The organism is Actinorectispora metalli (assembly GCF_056323685.1).
Genome location: NZ_JBREYE010000002.1, coordinates 1,863,017 through 1,883,707, shown reverse-complemented (window position 1 = coordinate 1,883,707; position 20,691 = coordinate 1,863,017). Strand labels below are relative to the sequence as shown.

The window sequence follows — 20,691 nt, the reverse complement described above, 5'->3', positions numbered from 1 at the left end:
GTGGTTGGTTGTTTCGAAGAGTTTCGGTGGTTATGGCGGAGGGGAAACGCCCGGTCCCATTCCGAACCCGGAAGCTAAGCCCTCCAGCGCCGATGGTACTGCACTCGACAGGGTGTGGGAGAGTAGGACACCGCCGAACATAACTTAAAGGGTGTGGTGGGGTTTCTGGTCGAGCGAATCGCTCCCGGAGGCCCCACCACGCCTTTTTGTGCTATCTAGACGTAGGGTGTAGTTGATGAGTTCTGCTCGTGTGTCATCAGGAGGGTCCGTGTCCGAGTCAGGTGAGGGGCACGAGGAACGCTCCGAGCGGCCCCGGCGGGAAAGTCGAGGTGACCGCAACGGCGGGTACCCGCGACAGGAACGCTCGGGTCACCGCGGAGGTGGTGGCTACAAGGGCGGACAACGCGACTTTGGTGACCGCAAGGAAGGCCGCGGCGACAGCCGCGGCCGCGACGAGCGCGGCGGTGACCGCCGCGAACGCACCGGCGGCGGCTTCCGCGACGATCGGGGCCGCGGCCAGGACCGTGATCGCGGTGGCTACCGCGGGCGCGACGACGACCGTCGCTCGGGCGGCTTCAACAAAGACGACGACCGGCGTTCCGGCGGCTACAACCGTTCAGGCGAGGGCCGCTCCTCTGGCGGGTACAACCGCTCGGGAGAGGGCCGCTCCTCTGGCGGGTACAACCGCTCAGGTGAGGGTCGCTCCGCTGGTGGGTACAACCGCTCCGACGATGACCGCCGCTCCGGCGGATACCAGCGTTCGAGCGACGACAGGCGTTCCGGCGGTTTCAACCGTTCCGGCGAAGGCCGTACGTCGGGCGGGTACAACCGCTCAAGTGACGACCGCAGGTCAGGTGGGTTCAACCGCGACGACCGCCGTTCCGGTGGCTACAACCGTTCCGCTGACGACCGCTCGGGTGGTTCCAACCGGAGCGACCGTCCTTCCGGCGGGTACAACCGGGGCGGTGACGACCGCCGCTCGGGTGGCTTCCGTTCGGACGACCGCCGCGACGACCGCCGTTCCGGCGGCTACCGCTCCGGGGACGACCGCAAGTCGTTCAACCGATCCGATGACGACCGGCCACGGCGTACCGATCAGCGGCCGGGCGGCTATGACCGATCCGACCGCCCGCAGCGTTCCGGTGGCTACGACCGCTCCGAGCGGCCGAAGTTCGACCGGGGAGCGCGCCCGGAACGCCACGACCGGTCGGACCGGTCCGAGCGTTCGGACCGCGGTGGCTACGGGCGGGACCGTGACGATCGCGGCAGCCGGGGCTATGACCGGGATCGCGGTGGCTACCGCGGTCGGGACGACGACCGCCGCTCGGATCGACGCGACGACCGCCCTCAGGGCGACCGTCCCCAGGGCGACCGGCCCTACCGCGACCGTCGGGATTCCGGCGACCGCGGCGGTTTCCGTGGTGGCCGCGATGACCGCAGAGAAGGTGGGGCGCGTCCCGAGCGTTCCGACCGGCCGCGGAACTTCGAGCGGGACGACCGCCCACGCAAGTTCGACCGGCCCGAGCGTTCGGACCGGCCCGACCGACCGCAGCGTTCCGACCGCTTCGAGCGGGGTGACCGCGACGACCGTCCGCGCCGCCGCTTCGACTCCGACGAGCGGCCCAACCGCGAGGAGCGGCGTCCCGGCAGTGAGCCGGTGCGCGAACGCGGCAGCCGCGGCGCGCAGCGCGCCGACTACGTGGAAGCACCCGAACTGCCCGCCGACATCGACGTGGAGGACCTGGACAAGGACATCCAGCGTGAGCTGGCGAGCCTGTCCAAGCCGACCGCCGAAGCCGTTGCCGTGCACCTGGTTGCCGCGGGCCAGCTGATCGACGAGGAGCCCGAGCGGGCACTGGCGCACGCCAGGTATGCACGCAGCCGCGCCTCCCGAATCGGTGCGGTCCGCGAGGCCGCGGGCCTGGCCGCCTACCACGCAGGCGAGTGGGCCGAGGCGCTCGGCGAATTGCGTGCCGCCCGGCGGATGACCGCGGGTGGCGGGCACCTGGCCGTGATGGCCGACTGCGAACGCGCCCTCGGCCGTGCAGAGCGCGCGCTGGAGCTCACCCGCAGCGCCGAGGCGGCCACGCTGACCGGTGCGGAGGCGGTCGAGCTGCGCATTGTCGCCGCCGGTGCCCGCCGCGACCTCGGTCAACTGGAGGCCGCCGTGGTCACCCTTCAGGGCCCCGACCTCGAAGCGCGCAAGCGCGAGGAGTGGAGCGCGCGGCTGTTCTACGCCTACGCCGACAACCTGCTGGCGGTCGGGCGCAAGGAGGAGTCGCTGCGCTGGTTCCTGCGCGCCGCCGACGCCGACGAGCACGAGGAGACCGACGCGGGCGAGCGCGCCATCGAGCTGAGCGAACTCCTCGGCCTCCCCGCCACCGACCCCGCTGTAGTGTCGGAAACGCACACACTCGGAACCGAAGCGGCCGACCCTGCCAAGGCGCCGGCGGTCATCGACGACGCCGTCGATGACGAGTCCGAGTCCACAGCCGTCGTGGTGAAGACATCCGCGGATGACGCCGAACCGGCTGAGGCACCGGCGATCATCGGCGATGCCGTTGACGCAGAAGCCGAGCCCAAGGCGGTCGAGACGGCTGCGGATGTCACCGACGAGACCGAGACCAACGCCGCTGTGTCCGAGCTTTCCGCGGATGACGCAGGCGAGATCGAGGGGGCGGAAGCCTCCGGAAGCGAAACCGGGTCCGCCGCGGACCCGGTGACCGAGGCACCCAACGGTGCCGCCGTGGTGTCCGAGCCCGCTGAGGCTCGCGACTCCGTGGCTCATGCCGTCGAGACCTCGAACGGCGTCACCGCGGAGGCAGGCAGTACGCCCGCCGCGGCATCCGATCCAACCGATGAGGAAACACCAGTGGCTGACGTGATCGAGTTCTCCAGCGAGGGTGAGGCCGTGGACGACGCGGCCGCCAAGGACAGCGGGAAGCCCGCCGCCAACGAGCCGGTGGAGTTCTCCGGCACCAAGCGGGTCGGAGAACCAAAGCAGGGCAGCTGAGCATGACGATGCTGCTCGACCGCTATGACGCGGTGCTGTTCGACCTGGACGGCACCGTGTTCCGCGGCCACACCGCCATCACCGGTGCCGCGGAGACCGTTGAGCTATGCCGCGGGCGCGGCACGGTGATCCGGTTCGTCACCAACAACGCGTCCCGCTCGCCCGAGCAGGTCGCCGCGCACCTGACCGAGATGGGCGTGCCCGCGCACGCGGCCGAGGTGGACACCAGCGCCCAGGCCGGGGCGGCCTTGCTCGCCGAGCGGGTGCCGCCCGGTGCGGACGTGCTGGTCCTCGGCTCGCCCGCGTTGGTGGACGAGGTTCGCGGCGCGGGCCTCACTCCGATCCGAGCGGGCGACACGCTGCCCGGGCCGGAGGTCGCCGCGGTCATCCAGGGCCACTCCCCGGAGACCGCGTGGCCGATGCTGGCGCAGGCCTGCATGGCGATCCAGCGCGACGCGGTCTGGGTGGCCTGCAACGCCGACCCCACGCTGCCCACCGAGTATGGCCTACTGCCGGGCAACGGCTCCATGGTCGCCGCCCTCCGGCACGCCACCGGCCGTCGCCCGGAGGTCGCGGGCAAGCCGCAGCAGCCGCTCATGCGCAAGTCCATCACGGCGGCGAACGCGGGGCGTCCACTGATCGTCGGGGACCGGCTGGACACCGACATCGCGGGCGCCAACTCCGTCGGCGCCGACTCCCTGCTGGTGTTCACCGGCGTCAGCAAGCCGAAGGACGTGCTGGCGGCGGACTCCGCTGAACGGCCCACCCACCTGGCCGCCTCGCTCACCGCGCTGGACCGGCCGGTCGAGGAATTGCGGGTCGGTGACCAGCCAGACTGGAAGGCCGAGGTCACCGAGGCAGGCCTGAGCTTGCGCCACACCGGCGGCGACGCCGATCCGCTGGGTGCGCTGCGGGCACTGTGCGCCGCGTGGTGGCCCGCAGGCGCCGGACCGGTCGAGGTGGTCTGCGAGGACGACACCGCGGACACGGCGCTGCGCAACCTCTTCGGGACACCCTGATCGGCTAGTCTCGGTAGCGGAGGAGTGAACGACGTTGACCGACATGGACCGGCCCAGCCCGAGCATGATGCCCGCCGCCGCACAGCACGGCGAGATGGCGGCGATCCAGTCTGCCGTGGATGACCTCGACGCGCTGGAAAACCTACCGCTGGCCGAACACGTCGGCCGGTTCGACGCCGTGCATTCCGCCCTCACTTTCGCTCTGACCAGCATCGACAAGGTTTGACATGCCTCGGCGGGCGCGGCTGGACGCCGAGCTGGTGCGACGGGGGTTGGCGCGATCACGCGAGCACGCCGGTGAACTGGTCACCGCGGGCCGGGTGAAGGTCGCGGGCACCATCGCGGGCAAGGCCGCCACCGGTGTCGAGAAGGACACCCCCGTCATCGTGCTGTCCGACGACGAGGACGAGAACTGGGCCTCCCGAGGAGCGCACAAGCTGATCGGCGCACTGGACGCGTTCGACTTGGCGGTCACCGGTCGACGCTGTCTGGACGCGGGTGCCTCCACCGGCGGGTTCACCGATGTGATGCTGCGCAGGGGCGCCGCCGAGGTGGTCGCCGCCGATGTCGGCTACGGCCAGCTGAACTGGCGGCTGCGCACCGATGACCGCGTCCACGTGCACGACCGGACCAACGTCCGCAACCTGACTCTCGAACAGATCGGCGGTCCGGTTGAACTGATCGTCGCCGATCTCTCGTTTATCTCCTTGCGACTGGTGCTTCCGGCGCTGGCTGCCTGCCTTCGCGAGGATGGAGATCTGGTGCCGATGGTCAAGCCACAGTTCGAAGTCGGCAAGGAGCGCCTGGGGTCCGGCGGGGTGGTGCGCAGCCCGGCGCTGCGCGCGGAGGTCGTCGCCGACGTGGTGATGGCCGCCGCGGCGCTCGGGCTCACGCTGCGCGGAGTGGTCGCCAGCCCGCTGCCCGGCCCGGCGGGCAACGTCGAGTACTTCCTCTGGCTCACCCCCGGCGAGCCGATGCCGCCGGAACAGGTTAAAGCCCTGGTCGACAAGGCAGTCGCGGAAGGGCCGGGCAACGATGGGGGCGGCCGTGAGTGACCACCCGCCGCTGCATCGGGACGCGGGCCGTGAAGTGCTGCTGGTGGTGCACACCGGCCGTGACGAGAACCTCGAAACCGCGCGGACGGTGGCGGGCGAGTTGAACGAGGCGGGCATCCGGCTGCGGGTGCTCGACGGTGAGGCGCCGGAACTCGACCCCTCCTGCTACGCCACCGTGGTCCCCGCCGACGACTACGCCGCCAAGGGCACCGAGTTGGTGCTGGTTCTCGGCGGCGACGGCACGCTGCTGCGGGCCGCCGAACTGGCCCGGCCCGCCGGAGTGCCGGTGCTCGGCGTGAATTTGGGGCGCGTCGGGTTCCTCACCGAGGCCGACTCCGATGATCTGCACGAGGCGGTCCACGCGGTGGTGACTCGCGACTACCACGTCGACGAGCGGATGACCATCGACGTGCGGGCGGTGTTCGAGGGCGAGGAACTGGCCAACACCTGGGCGCTCAACGAAGCCAGCCTGGAGAAGAGCACCCGCGAACGCATCCTGGACGTGCTGCTGGAGATCGACGGGCATCCGGTGTCCTGGTTCGGCTGCGACGGAATACTGTGCGCCACGCCAACCGGGTCCACCGCCTATGCATATTCCGCGGGCGGGCCGGTGGTGTGGCCCGAGGTGCGGGCTTTGCTTGTGGTGCCGAGCAACGCGCACGCCCTGTTCGCAAAACCACTTGTGGTGTCACCGGATTCGCGGATCGAGTTGCAGGTCGACAGCACCGGCCACCCCGGCGTGCTGTGCTGCGACGGGCGCCGCACGTATGAGCTGCCGCCGGGGTCGAAAGTCGAGGTCATCGGGGGATCCACCCCGGTGCGGCTGGCCCGGCTGTCCAAGGCGCCGTTCACGGATCGACTGGTGCGCAAGTTCTCTCTGCCGGTGCAGGCATGGCGCGGCCAGTCGGTTGGTTAGCCGGCTACGGCGCGCTGGCGGGGTTCCGGTCGCACATCTCCTCGGACCGGGGCGGTAGTGTGCGGACCGTGTTGGCCGAGATGCGCATCCGTGGGCTGGGCGTGATCGAGGACGCCACGCTCGAACTCTCCGCCGGATTCACCGTGGTGACCGGCGAAACCGGCGCGGGCAAGACCATGGTCGTCACGGGACTGCACCTGCTCAGCGGCGGCCGGGCGGAGGCGTCCCGAGTCCGCAACGGCGCCGACCGCGCCGTCGTGGAGGGCCGCTTCGAACTCGACGCCTCCGCCGCCGAACTCGCCACCGAGGCCGGTGCCGACCTGGACGAGGACGGCAGCGTGATCGCCGTCCGCACCGTCAACTCCGACGGCCGCTCTCGCGCGCACCTCGGCGGCCGCTCCGTGCCCGCCGCGGTGCTCAGCGACTTCTCCGACCAGCTCATCGCCGTGCACGGCCAGAACGACCAGCTTCGCCTGCTGCGCCCCGCCGAGCAGCGCTCGGTGCTGGACCGCTTCGCCGCCGAGTCCGTCGCCGATCCGCTGGCCGACTACCAGCGGGTCCGCGTCGAATGGCTGTCGGTGGCCACCGAGCTTGCCGAGCGCACCGCGCGGTCGGCGGAGATGGCGCGCGAGGCGGAGACGCTGCGGCAGGGCCTGACCGAGATCGGCTCCGTCGACCCGCAGCCCGGCGAGGACGTCGAGCTTGTGGACGAGGCCAGGCGGCTCGCCGACGCCGACCAGCTTCGCGAGGTCGCCTCCGGCGCCGCGCACGCCGTGAGCGGCGCCGCCGACAGCGACCCCGACGCGCCCGGCGCGCTGGGCTTGGTCGGCGAGGCCCGCAGGCGGCTGGCCGCCGCCGAGGACCCCAAGCTGCGTGAGCTGGAGCCGCGGCTGGAGGAGGCACTGGCGCTGCTCACCGACGTCGGCGCCGAACTCGGCGGGTACCTGGACCGGCTGGAGGCCGACCCGCAGCGGCTGGAGCAGGTGCTGGCGCGGCAGGCCGAGCTCAAGCAGCTCACCCGCCGCTACGCCGTGGACATCGACGGCGTGATCGCCTGGGCCGAGCAGGCTCGCGAGCGGCTCGCCGGGTTGGACACCTCCGAAGGCGCCTTGGACGCGTTGCGCCTCCGCCGCGACGAGTTGGCCATCGAACTGGCCGGTCACGCGGCCCGCGTCACGCAGGCGCGGCGCAAGGCCGCCGCCGAGCTTGGCGAGAAGGTCACCGCGGAGCTGTCCGGGCTGGCCATGGCGCATTCCACACTGCAGGTGGCGGTGGCCCCGCACGAGGCGCACGGCGAGGACGAACTCGAGCTGACCGTCGACGGCAAGCGGCTGCACGCCGGGCCCGACGGCGTGGACGAGGTCGAACTGCGGCTCGTCTCGCATCCGGGCGCCCCGCCGCTGCCCGTGCACAAGGGTGCCTCGGGCGGTGAGCTGTCCCGCGTCATGCTGGCCTTGGAGGTCGTGCTCTCGCACGCCGACCCGGTGCCCACGCTGGTGTTCGACGAGGTCGACGCCGGGGTCGGCGGCCGGGCCGCGGTCGAGGTTGGCAGGCGGCTGGCTCGGCTGGCCCGCACCCACCAGGTCATCGTGGTCACCCACCTGCCGCAGGTCGCCGCCTACGCCGACCGGCACCTGGTGGTCGACAAGACGGTCGGTGGCGCGGGCCTGACCCGAAGCGGGGTGCGGGTGCTCAACCAGGACGAGCGGGTGGTCGAACTGGCCCGCATGCTCGCGGGCCTGGAGGCCACCGAGACCGGCCGCGCCCACGCCGAGGAACTGCTCGCCACCGCGGCGGCGGACCGCAACGACTGACCCCGGTCGCCCGGCGTGTTATCCACAGGACACCCGGTTATCCACAGCCCGCGATTTTGATCTTGATCCAACGGGTGAGGCCGATAGACTGGCCACGGGGCTGCCCCCCTGGGAGGGCGGGGGTGTGTTCGGCGAGCGTAGGCGGTTGGTCACTTTGTGTGGAGTTTGGGCGTGATCTGTCACGCAAAGTGCTGGCGATCAAGCCGAGACTGGGTCAGCCTGGGATCAATGTTACGTGCGTTTACCGACTCGGAATTCCCGGCGGAGCCCTATCCCGGCGCCCGACCGGACACCTCCTACGTGCACCTCGACGGCGTCGGCCTGCCACTGGCCATCGACTACGCCGCCGCGGGCGGGTACCGGGTGGAGCCGAGCGGGGTCGCCGTCGACGAGTGGCTCGACCAGCGTGGTGCGGCACCCATCGAGGAGCGGCTGCCGGTCCTGGCGTACGGCTCCAACGTCTGCCCGTCCAAGATCACCTGGCTGCGGGAGAACCTCGGCCTGACCGGCCCGGTCGTGGTCGCCAAGGTGCGTTGCATCGGCCTGGCCTCGGTGTGGGCGGCGGGCTTCCGCCAGCGCGACGGCCAGCGGCCCGCGACCCTGGCCGCCATCGAGGGTGTCGAGGAGGACCACGCCATCTGGTGGGCCACCCTCGACCAGCTTGCGGTGCTGGACCGCTGTGAGGGCCATCCCGCGCGGTACCGGCTGGCGCGGCTGCGTTCCGGCCGCATCGCCGCCGAGGACGGCAGCGCCATCAAGAACGTGCTGGGCTACGTCGGCATCTCCGACTGCCGGGTGCCGCTGTGGCAGGACGGCGTCCCGGTCCGCTGCCTGGACGTCGAGCAGGAGGCCGCTCGCGTCCTCACCGGCGTGCCGCGGGCCTGCCACAACCTCCGCCACGAGCCGTTCGAGCGTGCCGCCCGAGGGCGGCGGGTGGTTGTTTCCGCCGAGGTCTGACCTGCTCGGCGTGGCTTCCCGAATCCCGGTGGGAACTTTGTCACCATCGGATCCATGCGACTCACCGGTTTGCTCTCCCGCCCCAGCCACACGCTGCCTGGGGTGACCGGTGTCGCGCGCCTCGACCGGCGGCTGGACCGGCTGCTGCGTCGGCTGGGGCCGGGCGACATCGCCGTCATCGATGTGATCGACCTGGACCGCCATACCGCCGACCTGCTCGTCGCCGCCCAAGTCGTGGGTGTGGTCAACGCCTCGACCTCCATCTCCGGCCGCTACCCCAACCTGGGCCCGGAGATCCTCATCACCGCGGGCATCCCGCTGATCGACAACACCAGCCACGCCCTGCTGCGCGCGCTCAAGGACGGCATGCGGATCCGCCTGCACGACGGCGTGGTCTACCAGGGCGAGAAGGAGCTCGGCCGCGGCACCGTGCAGACCGAGGACACCGTCGCCGACCAGCTGGTGGAGGCCAAGGCGGGCATGTCGGTGCAGCTCGAGGCGTTCTCGGCGAACACCATCGAGTTCCTGCGCCGCGAGCGCACCCTGATCCTCGACGGTGTCGGCGTGCCGGACATCGAGCTGTCCATGCGGGACCGCCATGTGCTCATCGTGGCGCCCGGCCGCGACCACCGCACCGACCTGCGGCTGCTGCGCCCCTACATCAAGGAGCACCGCCCGATCCTGATCGGCGTCGACGAGGCAGCTGACACGCTCCACCGCGCGGGCTACCGGCCCGACGTGATCGTGGGCGACCCGCTCGGCATCGACCTGATGACGCTCAAATGCGGCGCCAAGCTGGTGCTGCCCGCCTACACCGACGGGCACGCCCCCGGCCTGGCCAGGGTGCACGACCTCGGCGTCGGCGCGGTGACGTTCCCGTCCTCTGGCAACCCCGAGGATCTGGCGCTGCTGCTGGCCGACGCGGGCGGTGCGGGCCTGGTGGTCACGATCGGCTTCCAGGCCACGCTCCAGGAGTTCCTGGACCGCGGCCGCTCCGGCTCCAACCCGTCCACCTTCCTCACCCGGCTCAAGCTGGGCAGCAAGGTGGTGGACGGCAAGGCGGTCGCGGCCCTGCACCGCAACCGGGTGTCCGTCGGCGCCGTCGCGGTGCTGGTGATCGCCGCGTTCGCGGCCATCGCCACCGCGTTGCTGCTCTCCGACGTCGGCTCGGTGTACGGCGCGCTCGTCACGGACGCCTGGCACCACATCAGCTCCTGGGTGAGGGGACTGTTCGCGTGATCCCACTGCGCTACCACATCGTCTCGCTCGCCGCGGCCTTCCTCGCGCTGGCCGTCGGCGTCGTGCTCGGCTCCAGCACGGTCAGCAGCCGCCTGCTGTCCGGGCTCGCCGACAACCGCGACTCGCTGGGTAAGCAAGTCGCCGACGTGGAAGCCGAGCGCAACGGGCTGCGGGCCCAACTGGAGGCGGCCGATCGCTTCAGCCTGCAAATCGCGCCCGCCGCGTTGCGCGGGCAACTCGACCAGCGCACGGTGGTGCTTGTGACCACCGCGGATGCCCGGCAGGCCGAACGCGACGGGCTGACCGAGATGGTCCGCAACGCGGGCGGCACCATGGTGGGCGAACTTCAGCTCACCGACAGCTTCGCCGACCCCGGCAAGGCCGACCAGTTGCGCAGCGTCGTCCCGCGGCTGCTGCCCGCCGGGGCCCAACTGCCCACCGCGTCCGAGCCCGGCACCCTGGCGGGCGCGCTGCTCGGCAAACTGCTGCTGCTGGACGGCCAGAACAAGGCGCAGTCCACCCCCGAGGAGTCCGCCGCCGCGCTGTCCGCACTGGCCAACGGCGGTTTCCTGGGCAGCGCCCCCGCCCTGCGTCCGGCTCAGCTGGCCATCGTGCTTACCGGCGCCACCGGCGGCGGCGACGCCGCGGCGGACCGCGCCGCCACCATCGCCCGCTTCGCCACCCAACTCGACCGGTCCGGCTCCGGCACGGTGCTGGCAGGCCCCACCGGCTCGGCGTCCGGCAACGCCCCGATCGGCTTCGCCAGGGCGGACACCGCCGCTACCGCGATCCTGTCGACCGTGGACAACACCGACACCGCCGCGGGTCGAATCGTGGCGGTACTCGCCCTCCGCGAGCAGTTGGAGGGCAAGGCGGGCCGCTACGGCACCGGCGGCAACGCCCAGGCCACCGCCCCCGGCGCGGCGTGACCAGCGTGCGCCTGATTCGGCGCGGCTGACCACCGGCGCCCGAGTTCCTCGCTACGCTGGGTCGCGGGGGAGTTCCTCCTCCCACTGCGCAGGTCAAGCGCCCCCATCGAACATACTATCGAATCTTCGCGTCGGTCGGGGTGATCATTTGCGACACGGTTCACCTGGAGTGGGGTGATCGGACCCATGGGTGTTACCGTGGACTTCCGTGGATCGGCGGTCAAAATTCCCGGCTCCCCAGGCATGTGTCCTGGGGCCGTCACGCGCCGCAGGCACACATCGCAGCGAGGCCGCGTTGACCTCACCAGTTCGATCACGGGAGTTTCCGAGTGCTGCAAGCTCGCACGACTAAGCATGTTTTCGTCACGGGCGGCGTTGCCTCGTCGCTCGGCAAGGGACTGACCGCCTCCAGCCTCGGCCAACTGCTCACCTCCCGGGGCCTGCGGGTGACGATGCAGAAGCTGGACCCGTACCTCAACGTCGACCCGGGCACCATGAACCCGTTCCAGCACGGTGAGGTTTTCGTCACGGAGGACGGCGCGGAGACCGACCTGGACATCGGGCACTACGAGCGGTTCCTCGACCGCGACCTGTCCGCCGCGGCCAATGTCACCACCGGGCAGATCTACTCCGCGGTCATCGCCAAGGAACGCCGCGGCGAGTACCTCGGCGACACCGTTCAGGTGATTCCGCACATCACCGACGAGATCAAGTCCCGCATCCGCGCGATGGCCGACGCCGACGAGGACGGTCGGGTGCCGGATGTGGTGATCACCGAGGTCGGCGGCACCGTCGGCGACATCGAGTCGCTGCCGTTCCTGGAGGCCTGCCGTCAGATCCGGCACGACCTCGGCCGCGACAACTGCTTCTTCCTGCACGTCTCCCTGGTGCCCTACCTGGCGCCGTCTGGCGAGCTGAAGACCAAGCCCACCCAGCACTCGGTGGCCGCGCTGCGCAACATCGGCATCCAGCCCGACGCGATCGTCTGCCGCGCCGACCGGGAGATTCCCGACGGCCTCAAGCGCAAGATCGCGCTGATGTGCGACGTGGACACCGACGGCGTGGTGGCCGCACCGGACGCGCCGTCCATCTACGACATCCCGCGCGTGCTGCACGGCGAGGGCCTGGACGCCTTCGTGGTGCGCCGCCTCGGCCTGCCGTTCCGCGATGTCGACTGGAAGGTCTGGGGCGACCTGCTGGACCGGGTCCACCAGCCCAAGGAGACCGTGCGCATCGCGCTGGTCGGCAAGTACATCGACCTGCCGGATGCCTACCTTTCGGTCACCGAGGCGCTGCGGGCGGGCGGCTTCGCCCACCGCGCCAAGGCCGAGATCGTGTGGGTGCCCTCCGACCAGTGCGAGACCCCGGCGGGCGCGGCGCGCGCGTTGTCCAGCGTGGACGCGGTGCTGGTGCCGGGCGGCTTCGGCATCCGCGGCATCGAGGGCAAGATCGGCGCCATCCGACACGCCCGCACCCGCAAGATCCCCACCCTGGGCCTGTGCCTGGGCCTCCAATGCATCGTCATCGACGCGGCCCGCGAACTGGCCAACCTGTCGGGGGCGAGTTCCTCGGAATTCGACGACAACGTGGAACACGCGGTGATCTCCACGATGGCCGACCAGACAGAGGTCATCGCGGGCGAGAAGGACATGGGCGGCACCATGCGCCTCGGCGCCTACCCGGCGAAGCTGAAGAAGGGCTCGCTGGTCGCGCAGGCCTACGGCGCCGTGGAGGTCTCCGAGCGGCACCGACACCGCTTCGAGGTCAACAACGCCTACCGCGACAAGCTCTCCGCCGCGGGAGTGGTGTTCTCCGGCACCTCACCGGACGGCCGCTTGGTCGAGTTCGTCGAACTGGACCGCAAGCTGCACCCGTTCATGGTCGGCACCCAGGCGCACCCCGAGCTGAAGAGCAGGCCGACCCGGCCGCATCCGCTGTTCGCCGCGTTCGTCCGTGCCGCCCTTGACTACCGCGCCGCAGAACGGCTCCCGGTCGAACTGCCCGCCGTGGCGGGGGTCTGACGTGGGGGAGCCCGGCAGCCACGAGTTCACCACCGTCGCCAGCGAGGAGATCTACCGGGGCCGAGTGCTGGCGCTGCGCAAGGACACCGTCGCCATGCCCGGCGGCGAGCACGCGGTCCGCGAGGTGCTGGAGCATCCCGGTGCGGTCGCCGTGGTCGCGCTGGACCCGCGGGAGCGGGTGACGCTGATCCACCAGTACCGCCATCCCCTGGGCCACCGCCTGTGGGAGTTGCCCGCGGGCCTGCTCGATTCGCCGGGCGAGGACGCCACCGACGCGGCGGCCAGGGAACTGGCCGAGGAGGTCGGGCTGGCGGCGTCCCGCTGGTCGGTGCTGGTCGATGTGGCCGCCTCGCCCGGTTTCGTGGATGAGGTGGTGCGCGTGTACCTGGCCGAGGAACTGTCCACTGTGGACCGCCTTGCGGACACCGGGGATGAGGAGGAGGACCTGTCGATCCGGCAGGTGCCGTTGGCGGAGGCGGTGCGCATGGTTCTGGCGGGCGAGATCATCAACGCCTCGACCGCGGCGGGCCTGCTGGCCGCCCATGCCGTTCGCAGCGGCACCGCCCAGGCCCGCCCGGTCGACGCCGCGTGGCGCGACCGGCCGCACCGCTTCGCCGCCCGTAAGGCGACCTAGACGATCGGCGCGGCTCTCGGCGGTCGCGGCGGCGTGAATCGCTACCGGGTACCGGCTTCATGCTCGGCGGGGTGGGTTGGGCTGTGCCGCCCACCCCGAGAGGCGCGGGGACACTAGGCAGCCGCGGCGAGGCCTCGTGCCTGGTTCACCTGCTGAGTCACCCACGCGGCCGAGCCGGGGCCGGGCGGGAACTGGGCGGCGTGGAACAGGCCGGGTCCGGTCACCGTCACCGAGATGAAGCCGGTGGACCGCTTCTCCTTGATCAGCAGGAACAGCAGTCCGAGCAGGCAGACCCACACGAACAGGATGGTCAGCACGATCGCGTAGGCGGGGATCGACTCGGTGTACTGCGTCGAGTCCTGCACTGTCCAGGTGGTACCCCGCAGCGGGAACTGGCCCGTTGGCACGATGACCGTGGTCTGGGTGATCGAGATGTCGCCGATCGTCAGCAGGACCGGCTCGCTCGGCATGGGCAGGTTGCCCGGGTACGGACCGCCATAGCCTTCCGGCGGACCGGCAAGATACGGCTGGTGGTCGCCCTCGTCCTGCGGACCGGGCAGTGATGGGGGGTACGTCACACGGGGAAGCCTAGCGAGGCGCGGGGGTGCGGGTGGCCCAATTGCGGCATGACGCGTGGGGTTCACGGCTAATGTTGCCGAACTGAATTAATGTCAGGCGGCACTCCGGTACGGCGTTGGCGGCAGGACTTCTGGTGGCTCAAGCTCCGAACCCGATGACGAGGCTGGTGGACACCTACCTCGCCCACCTGACCGTCGAGCGCGGCATGTCCCGCAACACCCTCGACTCCTACCGCCGCGACCTGCGGCGATACCTCGCCCAGTTGGAGCGCGACGGAGTCACCGAGCCCGCGGAGATCACCGAGCGGCACATCGGGGATTTCCTGATGGCCCTGCGCGAAGGGGACGAAGAGCATCCGCCGCTGGCGGAGTCCTCCGCCGCGCGGGCGCTGGTCGCTGTGCGCGGCCTGCACCGCTTCGCCTACCTGGAGAACGCCGTGCCCGCCGACGTCGCCAGGGATGTTCGGCCGCCCAACCTGCCGCGCAGGCTGCCCAAGGCGCTGCCCATCGACGATGTGCTGCGGTTGCTGGACTGCGCCACCAACGACGATGTCCGCGGCCTGCGGGACAAGGCGCTGCTGGAGTTGCTCTACTCGACCGGCGCCCGCATCTCCGAGGCGGTCGGCCTGGATGTGGACGATGTGGACGGCGGACAGCGGACGGTGTTGTTGGACGGCAAGGGCGGCAAGCAGCGGCTGGTGCCGATCGGCAGACCCGCGCTGGAGGCGCTGGACGCCTATCTGGTGCGGGCGCGGCCCGCGCTGGCGGCGAAGGGCCGCGGCACGCCCGCGGTGTTCCTGAACCACCGCGGCGGCAGGCTGTCCCGGCAGACCGCCTGGCAGGTGCTCAAAACGGCGGCGGACCGCGCGAAGATCACCGCGGAGGTCTCGCCGCACACCCTGCGGCACTCCTTTGCCACCCACCTGCTGGAGGGCGGTGCGGATGTTCGGGTGGTGCAGGAGCTTCTTGGTCACGCATCGGTCACCACCACGCAGGTATACACGCTGGTCACGGTCACGATGTTGCGTGAGGTCTACGCGACGACACACCCGAGAGCGTTTAAGGCTTGAGCTCTACGGCGAGGCGCGTTGCCGCCGGTGGCGCTACGCGCCTAGGCTGCCCGCTGATAACTGCCTTAGCAGATCGAGGAAGGACCATATCTGCCGGGGCCTGAGGCGCGAGGAGCACCCACTATGTCGACACCCTCGGGCGGCCTTGCGGGCCGCAAGGGCGGCGAGGTGGACTTGAACCTGGCCCCCCGCGCCGCCGATCCGACAGAGGAAGAGCTTGACGTTGTCGCAGGCCAGATGGGTCCGACCGGGCGAGTCTACCGTCAGGTGGCTGAGCCGCCGTTGATCGATCAGCACGGTCCGGCGAAGGTACTGGCCATCTGCAACCAGAAGGGCGGCGTCGGCAAGACGACCTCGGCGATCAACCTGGGCGCCGCGCTGGCCGAGTACGGCCGCCGCGTGCTGCTGGTCGACTTCGACCCCCAGGGCGCGCTGTCGGTGGGCCTCGGCGTCCAGCCGCAGCAGTTGGACCTCACCATCTACAACCTGCTGATGGAGCACTCCGCGACGCTGGAGGACGTCGTGCTGCGCACCAGGGTCGAGGACATGGACCTGCTGCCCAGCAATATCGACCTCTCCGCCGCCGAGGTGCAGCTTGTCGTGGAGGTCGGCAGGGAGCAGGCGCTGGCCCGGACGATCAAGCCCGCGCTGGACCACTACGATTACGTGCTGGTCGATTGCCAACCTTCACTCGGCCTGCTCACGGTGAACGCGCTAGCCGCAGCCGACGGGGTGGTCATCCCGCTGGAATGCGAGTTCTTCAGTCTCCGTGGTGTCGCGCTGCTGATCGACACCATCGAGAAGGTCCGGGAGCGGCTGAACCCGAAGCTGGACATCACCGGAATCCTGGCCACCATGTACGACCCACGGACCCTGCACTCCCGCGAGGTGATGGCACGGGTCGTGGAGGCATTCGGGGACATCGTGTTCGACACCGTCATCAACCGCACCGTCCGCTTTCCCGAGACCACGGTCGCGGGCGAGCCGATCACCCGCTGGGCGCCGCGCTCGGCGGGTGCCAAGGCATACCGAGCGTTGGCCCGTGAGGTGATCGCCCGGTGAGCCGACGCGCCTCCCTTCCCGGCGCAGCCGAGCTTTTCCGGACCACCGCCCGCGCACAGCCACTGACGGCTGTTCCCGATCCTGAACCGCGCACCGGCACCGGTCGCCAGAAGCACGACACGAAGATCACCGTGTACGTCTCCGACGAGGAACTGGTGGCGATGGAGCAGGCCCGGCTGGCGCTGCGGGCCGAGCACGGCATCGCCGCCGACCGGGGGCGGATCGTGCGGGAGGCGGTGGCGCTGCTGCTCGCCGACTTCGAGGAGAACGGCGAGGATTCCGTGCTCGTGCGCAGGCTGGCCCGGTGACGGCCGGGGACACTGGGGAAGTTCTCGACGACGGACCGGTCAGCAAGTTCACCATCCACCTGCACAACTTCGAGGGCCCGTTCGACCTGCTGCTGCAGCTGATCAGCCAGCACCAGCTCGATGTCACCGAGGTCGCGCTGCACAAGGTGACCGACGAGTTCATCGCCCACACCAAGGCGATGGGCGAGAAATGGGACCTGGACGAGGTCACACAGTTCCTGGTGATCGCCGCGACCCTGCTCGACCTCAAGGCCGCCCGGCTGCTGCCCGCGGGCGATGTGGAGGACGAGGAGGACTTGGCGCTGCTGGAGGCGCGCGACCTGCTGTTCGCGCGGCTGTTGCAGTACCGGGCGTACAAGCAGGTCGCCGCGTTGTTCGCGGAGTTGGAGGCGGGCGCGATGCGCCGCTATCCGCGGTCGGTGGCGTTGGAGGACCGGTACGCCTCGCTGCTGCCGGAGGTGATGCTGGGCGTCGACCCGCAGCGCTTCGCCGAGATCGCCGCCGCGGTGTTCCGCCCGAAGCCGCCGCCGACGGTGTCGCTGGACCACCTGCACATGCATCCGGTGTCGGTCCGCGAGCAGGCCAATAAGCTGCGCGTCTTGCTCGCCGAACGTGGCATCGCGAGCTTCGGGGAGCTTGTCGCGGACTGCGAGCACACCATCGAGGTGGTGGCCTGCTTCCTGGCCCTGCTGGAGCTGTATCGCGAGGCCAGCGTCCACTTCGAACAGCCCGACCCACTGGGCGACCTGCAGATCCGCTGGGACGGCGGCACCGTGGACGAGGCCAGGGCCGTCGCCGCGCAGCAGGCGCCGACCGACGAGGAGGAGTACGGGTGAGCACCCCCACCCCGGAATCCGCGACTGGTTCCGACCCCGGCTACCACTCGGGACCTGACCAGGCCGATGCACGTGCCACTGCCGCCGAGACCGGCGCGCGGGATGAAGCAGTGCAGTGGGAGAGCGAGGGCGAGAAGGCCTCCGATGGGCTTGCAGATCAGCCGGAACGCCCAGCCGATGTCGAGCGGTCCGAGGTGCAATCGGCCTCGACCGTCGAGCACGCTGACCGGCCTGGCGACGCCGAGGTTCCGGACGTGGCACCGGGGCCGACCGCTGACCCCGGCGAACGGCCTGGCGAGGCCGAGCTGTCTGATGTGGCCTCGACCGCCGAGCACGCTGAGCCGCTCGACCTCGTCGACATCGCCGTCGTCACCGACGAAGAGGCGCCTGCGCTGTCCGAGATCGAGCTTCGCGGCGCGTTGGAGGCGATGCTGCTGGTCGTGGACTCGCCCGTCGGCGACGAGCAGCTTGCCGATGCCGTTGAGCAGCCGGTGGCGCGGGTTCGCGAGCTGCTGCGCACGATGAGCGCCGAACACGCCGACCGAGCGAGCGGCATCGACCTGCGGCGGGTGGGCGACGGGTGGCGCCTTTTCACCCGCGACCAGTACGCGCCCTACGTCGAGCGGCTCATCCTGGACGGCCAGCGCGCCAAGTTGACCAGGGCCGCGCTGGAGACCCTCGCGGTGATCGCCTACCGGCAACCGGTGACCAGGGCGCGAGTGGCCGCGGTGCGTGGGGTTAATGTGGACGGTGTCATCAGGACCCTGCTGGCGCGGGGCCTGATCGAAGAGACCGGTCAGGACCCGGAGACGCAGGGCCTGCTGTACCGGACCACCGAACTGTTCCTGGAGCGCCTTGGGCTGTCCTCGCTGGAGGACCTGCCGCCCATCGCGCCGCTGCTCCCCGAAGTGGATGCGATCGACGATGTCTGACAAAGACACAGCCCCTCACCCCGACGGCGTTCGCCTGCAAAAGGTGCTGTCCCAGGCGGGAATCGCCTCCCGCCGCGCGGCCGAGGAGCTGATCGCCGATGGCCGCGTGCAGATCGACGGCAAGGTCGTCCGCGAGATGGGCGTCCGCGTGCATCCCGACAAGGTCACCATCCACGTCGACGGCACCCGCGTGGTGCTGCGGGACGACCAGCTGTACCTGGCGCTGAACAAGCCCCGCGGCGTGCACAGCACGATGTCCGACGACCGCGGCCGCCCCTGCGTCGGCGATTACGTGCAGCACCGCCAGGACGGCCTGTTCCACGTCGGCAGGCTGGACGCCGACACCGAGGGCCTGTTGCTGCTCACCAACGACGGCGACCTCGCGCACCGCCTGATGCACCCCTCCTACGAGGTGCCCAAGACCTACCTCGCGGAGGTGCCGGGCCCCATCCCCAAGGACCTCGGCAAGAGGCTGCGCGGCGGCGTCGAGCTTGAGGACGGGCCGATCAAGGTGCACTCGTTCAAGCTGATCGACGCCTTCGAGGGCAAGGCACTGGTGGAGATCGTGCTGCACGAGGGCCGCAACCACATCGTGCGCCGCCTGTTGGAGCACGTAGGTCACCCCGTGGAGCGCCTGGTTCGCTTCGCCATCGGCGAGGTCCAGCTGGGCAACCAGCGTCCCGGCAGCATCCGCAAGCTCAACCGCGCCGAGGTCGGCTCGCTGCACCGCGCTGTCGGCATGTGACCGTTTTGACCACGTGAAGATCGCCAAACCCGGGAAACTATCGTGCTTGGCATGGGTGGGCGAACGTTTTCACGGTCAGTGGCGCTTCTGACGGCGGTCCTTATGGTCGCAGGCTGCACCGCCGAAGAACCCGCGGCCGCGCCGCCGCCGAGCGGGCCGGTCGCGGTGCTCGGTGAGGCGCTGGCCGAACTGCCCTCCGACGCCGTGCCCGGCATCACCGTGCTCACCAGTACCGAGAACGATCCCCGCCGCCAGGTGCTGGTGTCCTGGCCGCAGATCCCCGGCGCCGGTCGCCTCAACGACCGGCTGGCCGCCGATGTGCAGCAGGCGGTCGACACCTTCATCAGGTCCACCCGGCCCGCAGCGGAGCCGACCGCCGCGCCCGAGCTCAACATCTCCTGGCACCTCGTCGGCGCCGCGGGCCCGGTGATCGGAGTCCAGGAGGTGCGGTACGAGTTCGCGGGCGCCAACGGCGCCGAGTCCGCCACCGTGCTCTGGGCCGACACCGGCTCCGGCACCGTCGGCACCGGCACCGACCTGCTGGCGGACCGGACCGCGGTGAACCGCGCCGCCGCCCTCGTCATGCAGGCGGTCAAGAACGCGGGCAAGGAAGTCGACCCACCGCGGTCGGACCTGGACCTGTTCGCGGGCGCGGGCATCGACCGCGACGGCTCGCTGGTGGTCACCCTCGACGAGGGCGCGTTGACCGCGATGTCGGAGGGCAGGCTGAGCGTGCGCATCCGCCCCGACGAGACGGAGAAGCTGCTGTCCCCACTGGGCAGGACGGTGCGCGACGCGCTGCGCGAGCAGAAGCCGTTCGCCGGTGCCTCGCCGGAGACCAGCACGTCTCCGGAGCCGCCCGCGCCGGACCTGCCCGAGCCGGACTGCGCCAGGGCCAAGTGCGTCGCGCTGACCTTCGACGACGGGCCAGGGCACGACACCGCGCGGCTGCTGGATGTGCTGGCCAAGGCCAAGGTGCCCGCCACGTTCTTCGTGCTCGGCAGGTCCGCCGCGACCTCGCCGAAGGTGGTCGCGCGAGCACACGCCGAGGGCCACGTGATCGGCAGCCACACGTGGAGCCACAAGGACCTCACCAAGCTCACGCCGGAGGAGATCGACCAGGAAATCGGCCGCACCAACGACGTCATCGCCAAGGCGACCGGCGAGCGGCCGAAGCTGCTGCGCCCGCCCTACGGCGCGATCAACCAGGCGGTGCGCGACCGCGTGGGCCTGCCGATCATCCTGTGGGACGTCGACACCCTCGATTGGAAGCATCGTGACCCCGCTGCGGTCCTCCAAGCCGCGGGCGCCGCGAAGCCGGGCTCCATCGTGCTCATGCACGACATCCACCCGACCACCGTCGACGCCGTGCCCCAGGTGATCGACACCCTCCGCGCCCGCGGCTTTCAGTTCGTCACCGTCCCCGAACTGTTCGGCAAGGACCTCCAGTCCGGTCACAAATACCTGCGTCGCTGAAGCGCGCTGGTCAACCGGTTCTGTCGGTGGTGCCCGCTACCTTGTGTCGGGGGCTGCTCGATTAAACAGCGGCGGGAGAAGGCCGTC

General features: G+C 70.6%; 19 protein-coding genes and 1 rRNA gene. 19 read left to right on the top strand and 1 reads right to left on the bottom strand.

What is annotated here, in order from left to right; all coding sequences use genetic code 11:
- The first annotated feature begins 22 nt into the window (after positions 1-22).
- The 12 genes from rrf to ACU6XJ_RS29045 all read left to right on the top strand — a co-directional run bounded on the left by rrf (position 23) and on the right by ACU6XJ_RS29045 (position 13,597).
- Positions 23-139 (top strand): 5S ribosomal RNA (rrf, locus tag ACU6XJ_RS29100).
- Positions 140-268: 129 nt separating this feature from the next.
- Positions 269-3,013 carry a hypothetical protein gene (locus tag ACU6XJ_RS29095; protein WP_476318539.1) on the top strand — a complete coding sequence of 915 codons (2,745 nt, stop codon included), beginning with the start codon at positions 269-271 and terminating at the stop codon, positions 3,011-3,013.
- Positions 3,014-3,015: 2 nt separating this feature from the next.
- The gene (locus ACU6XJ_RS29090) at positions 3,016-4,032 is read left to right on the top strand and encodes an HAD-IIA family hydrolase (protein WP_476318537.1); all 1,017 of its coding nucleotides are present in this window, start codon (positions 3,016-3,018) and stop codon (positions 4,030-4,032) included.
- Positions 4,033-4,075: 43 nt separating this feature from the next.
- Positions 4,076-4,258: a hypothetical protein gene (locus ACU6XJ_RS29085; RefSeq protein WP_476318703.1), complete on the top strand. Its 183-nt coding sequence runs from the start codon at positions 4,076-4,078 to the stop codon at positions 4,256-4,258.
- 1 nt (position 4,259) lies between these two features.
- On the top strand, positions 4,260-5,087 hold the full coding sequence (locus tag ACU6XJ_RS29080) for a TlyA family RNA methyltransferase (protein ID WP_476318535.1): 828 nt from the start codon (positions 4,260-4,262) through the stop codon (positions 5,085-5,087).
- Positions 5,080-6,003, top strand: coding sequence for an NAD kinase (locus ACU6XJ_RS29075; protein ID WP_476318533.1), 924 nt, complete (start codon positions 5,080-5,082; stop codon positions 6,001-6,003). The genes ACU6XJ_RS29080 and ACU6XJ_RS29075 overlap by 8 nt, the downstream gene beginning before the upstream one ends.
- Positions 6,004-6,071: 68 nt before the next feature.
- Positions 6,072-7,817, top strand: coding sequence for a DNA repair protein RecN (gene recN / locus ACU6XJ_RS29070; RefSeq protein WP_476318531.1), 1,746 nt, complete (start codon positions 6,072-6,074; stop codon positions 7,815-7,817).
- 228 nt (positions 7,818-8,045) lie between these two features.
- On the top strand, positions 8,046-8,774 hold the full coding sequence (locus ACU6XJ_RS29065) for a gamma-glutamylcyclotransferase (protein ID WP_476318529.1): 729 nt from the start codon (positions 8,046-8,048) through the stop codon (positions 8,772-8,774).
- A 54-nt stretch (positions 8,775-8,828) separates the two neighbouring features.
- Positions 8,829-10,013: a putative cytokinetic ring protein SteA gene (gene steA, locus ACU6XJ_RS29060; RefSeq protein ID WP_476318527.1), complete on the top strand. Its 1,185-nt coding sequence runs from the start codon at positions 8,829-8,831 to the stop codon at positions 10,011-10,013.
- Entirely contained in the window at positions 10,010-10,942 is a 933-nt protein-coding gene (locus tag ACU6XJ_RS29055; protein ID WP_476318525.1) for a copper transporter, read from the top strand. The genes steA and ACU6XJ_RS29055 overlap by 4 nt, the downstream gene beginning before the upstream one ends.
- 329 nt (positions 10,943-11,271) lie before the next feature.
- A complete protein-coding gene (locus tag ACU6XJ_RS29050; RefSeq protein ID WP_476318523.1) occupies positions 11,272-12,963 on the top strand; it encodes a CTP synthase in 1,692 nt (563 codons plus the stop codon).
- 1 nt (position 12,964) lies between these two features.
- Positions 12,965-13,597, top strand: coding sequence for an NUDIX domain-containing protein (locus ACU6XJ_RS29045; protein ID WP_476318521.1), 633 nt, complete (start codon positions 12,965-12,967; stop codon positions 13,595-13,597).
- Between the two features lie 113 nt (positions 13,598-13,710).
- Here the strand turns inward: ACU6XJ_RS29045 and ACU6XJ_RS29040 are convergent, their stop codons facing one another.
- Positions 13,711-14,175 carry a hypothetical protein gene (locus ACU6XJ_RS29040; protein ID WP_476318519.1) on the bottom strand — a complete coding sequence of 155 codons (465 nt, stop codon included), beginning with the start codon at positions 14,173-14,175 and terminating at the stop codon, positions 13,711-13,713.
- A gap of 155 nt (positions 14,176-14,330) precedes the next feature.
- Between ACU6XJ_RS29040 and xerD the strand changes: the two genes are divergently transcribed.
- From xerD to ACU6XJ_RS29005, 7 genes are all read left to right on the top strand, one after another.
- On the top strand, positions 14,331-15,245 hold the full coding sequence (xerD, locus tag ACU6XJ_RS29035) for a site-specific tyrosine recombinase XerD (protein WP_476318701.1): 915 nt from the start codon (positions 14,331-14,333) through the stop codon (positions 15,243-15,245).
- 123 nt (positions 15,246-15,368) lie between these two features.
- Positions 15,369-16,307, top strand: coding sequence for a ParA family protein (locus tag ACU6XJ_RS29030; protein WP_476318517.1), 939 nt, complete (start codon positions 15,369-15,371; stop codon positions 16,305-16,307).
- On the top strand, positions 16,304-16,615 hold the full coding sequence (locus ACU6XJ_RS29025; protein WP_476318515.1) for a hypothetical protein: 312 nt from the start codon (positions 16,304-16,306) through the stop codon (positions 16,613-16,615). The genes ACU6XJ_RS29030 and ACU6XJ_RS29025 overlap by 4 nt, the downstream gene beginning before the upstream one ends.
- Positions 16,612-17,451, top strand: a complete 840-nt coding sequence (locus ACU6XJ_RS29020; RefSeq protein ID WP_476318513.1) for a segregation and condensation protein A — start codon at positions 16,612-16,614, stop codon at positions 17,449-17,451. Before ACU6XJ_RS29025 ends, ACU6XJ_RS29020 begins: the two co-directional genes overlap by 4 nt.
- Entirely contained in the window at positions 17,448-18,383 is a 936-nt protein-coding gene (gene scpB, locus ACU6XJ_RS29015; RefSeq protein ID WP_476318511.1) for an SMC-Scp complex subunit ScpB, read from the top strand. The genes ACU6XJ_RS29020 and scpB overlap by 4 nt, the downstream gene beginning before the upstream one ends.
- Entirely contained in the window at positions 18,376-19,128 is a 753-nt protein-coding gene (locus ACU6XJ_RS29010) for a pseudouridine synthase (protein WP_476318509.1), read from the top strand. Before scpB ends, ACU6XJ_RS29010 begins: the two co-directional genes overlap by 8 nt.
- Positions 19,129-19,206: 78 nt before the next feature.
- A complete protein-coding gene (locus tag ACU6XJ_RS29005) occupies positions 19,207-20,604 on the top strand; it encodes a polysaccharide deacetylase family protein (protein WP_476318507.1) in 1,398 nt (465 codons plus the stop codon).
- Positions 20,605-20,691 lie beyond the last annotated feature (87 nt).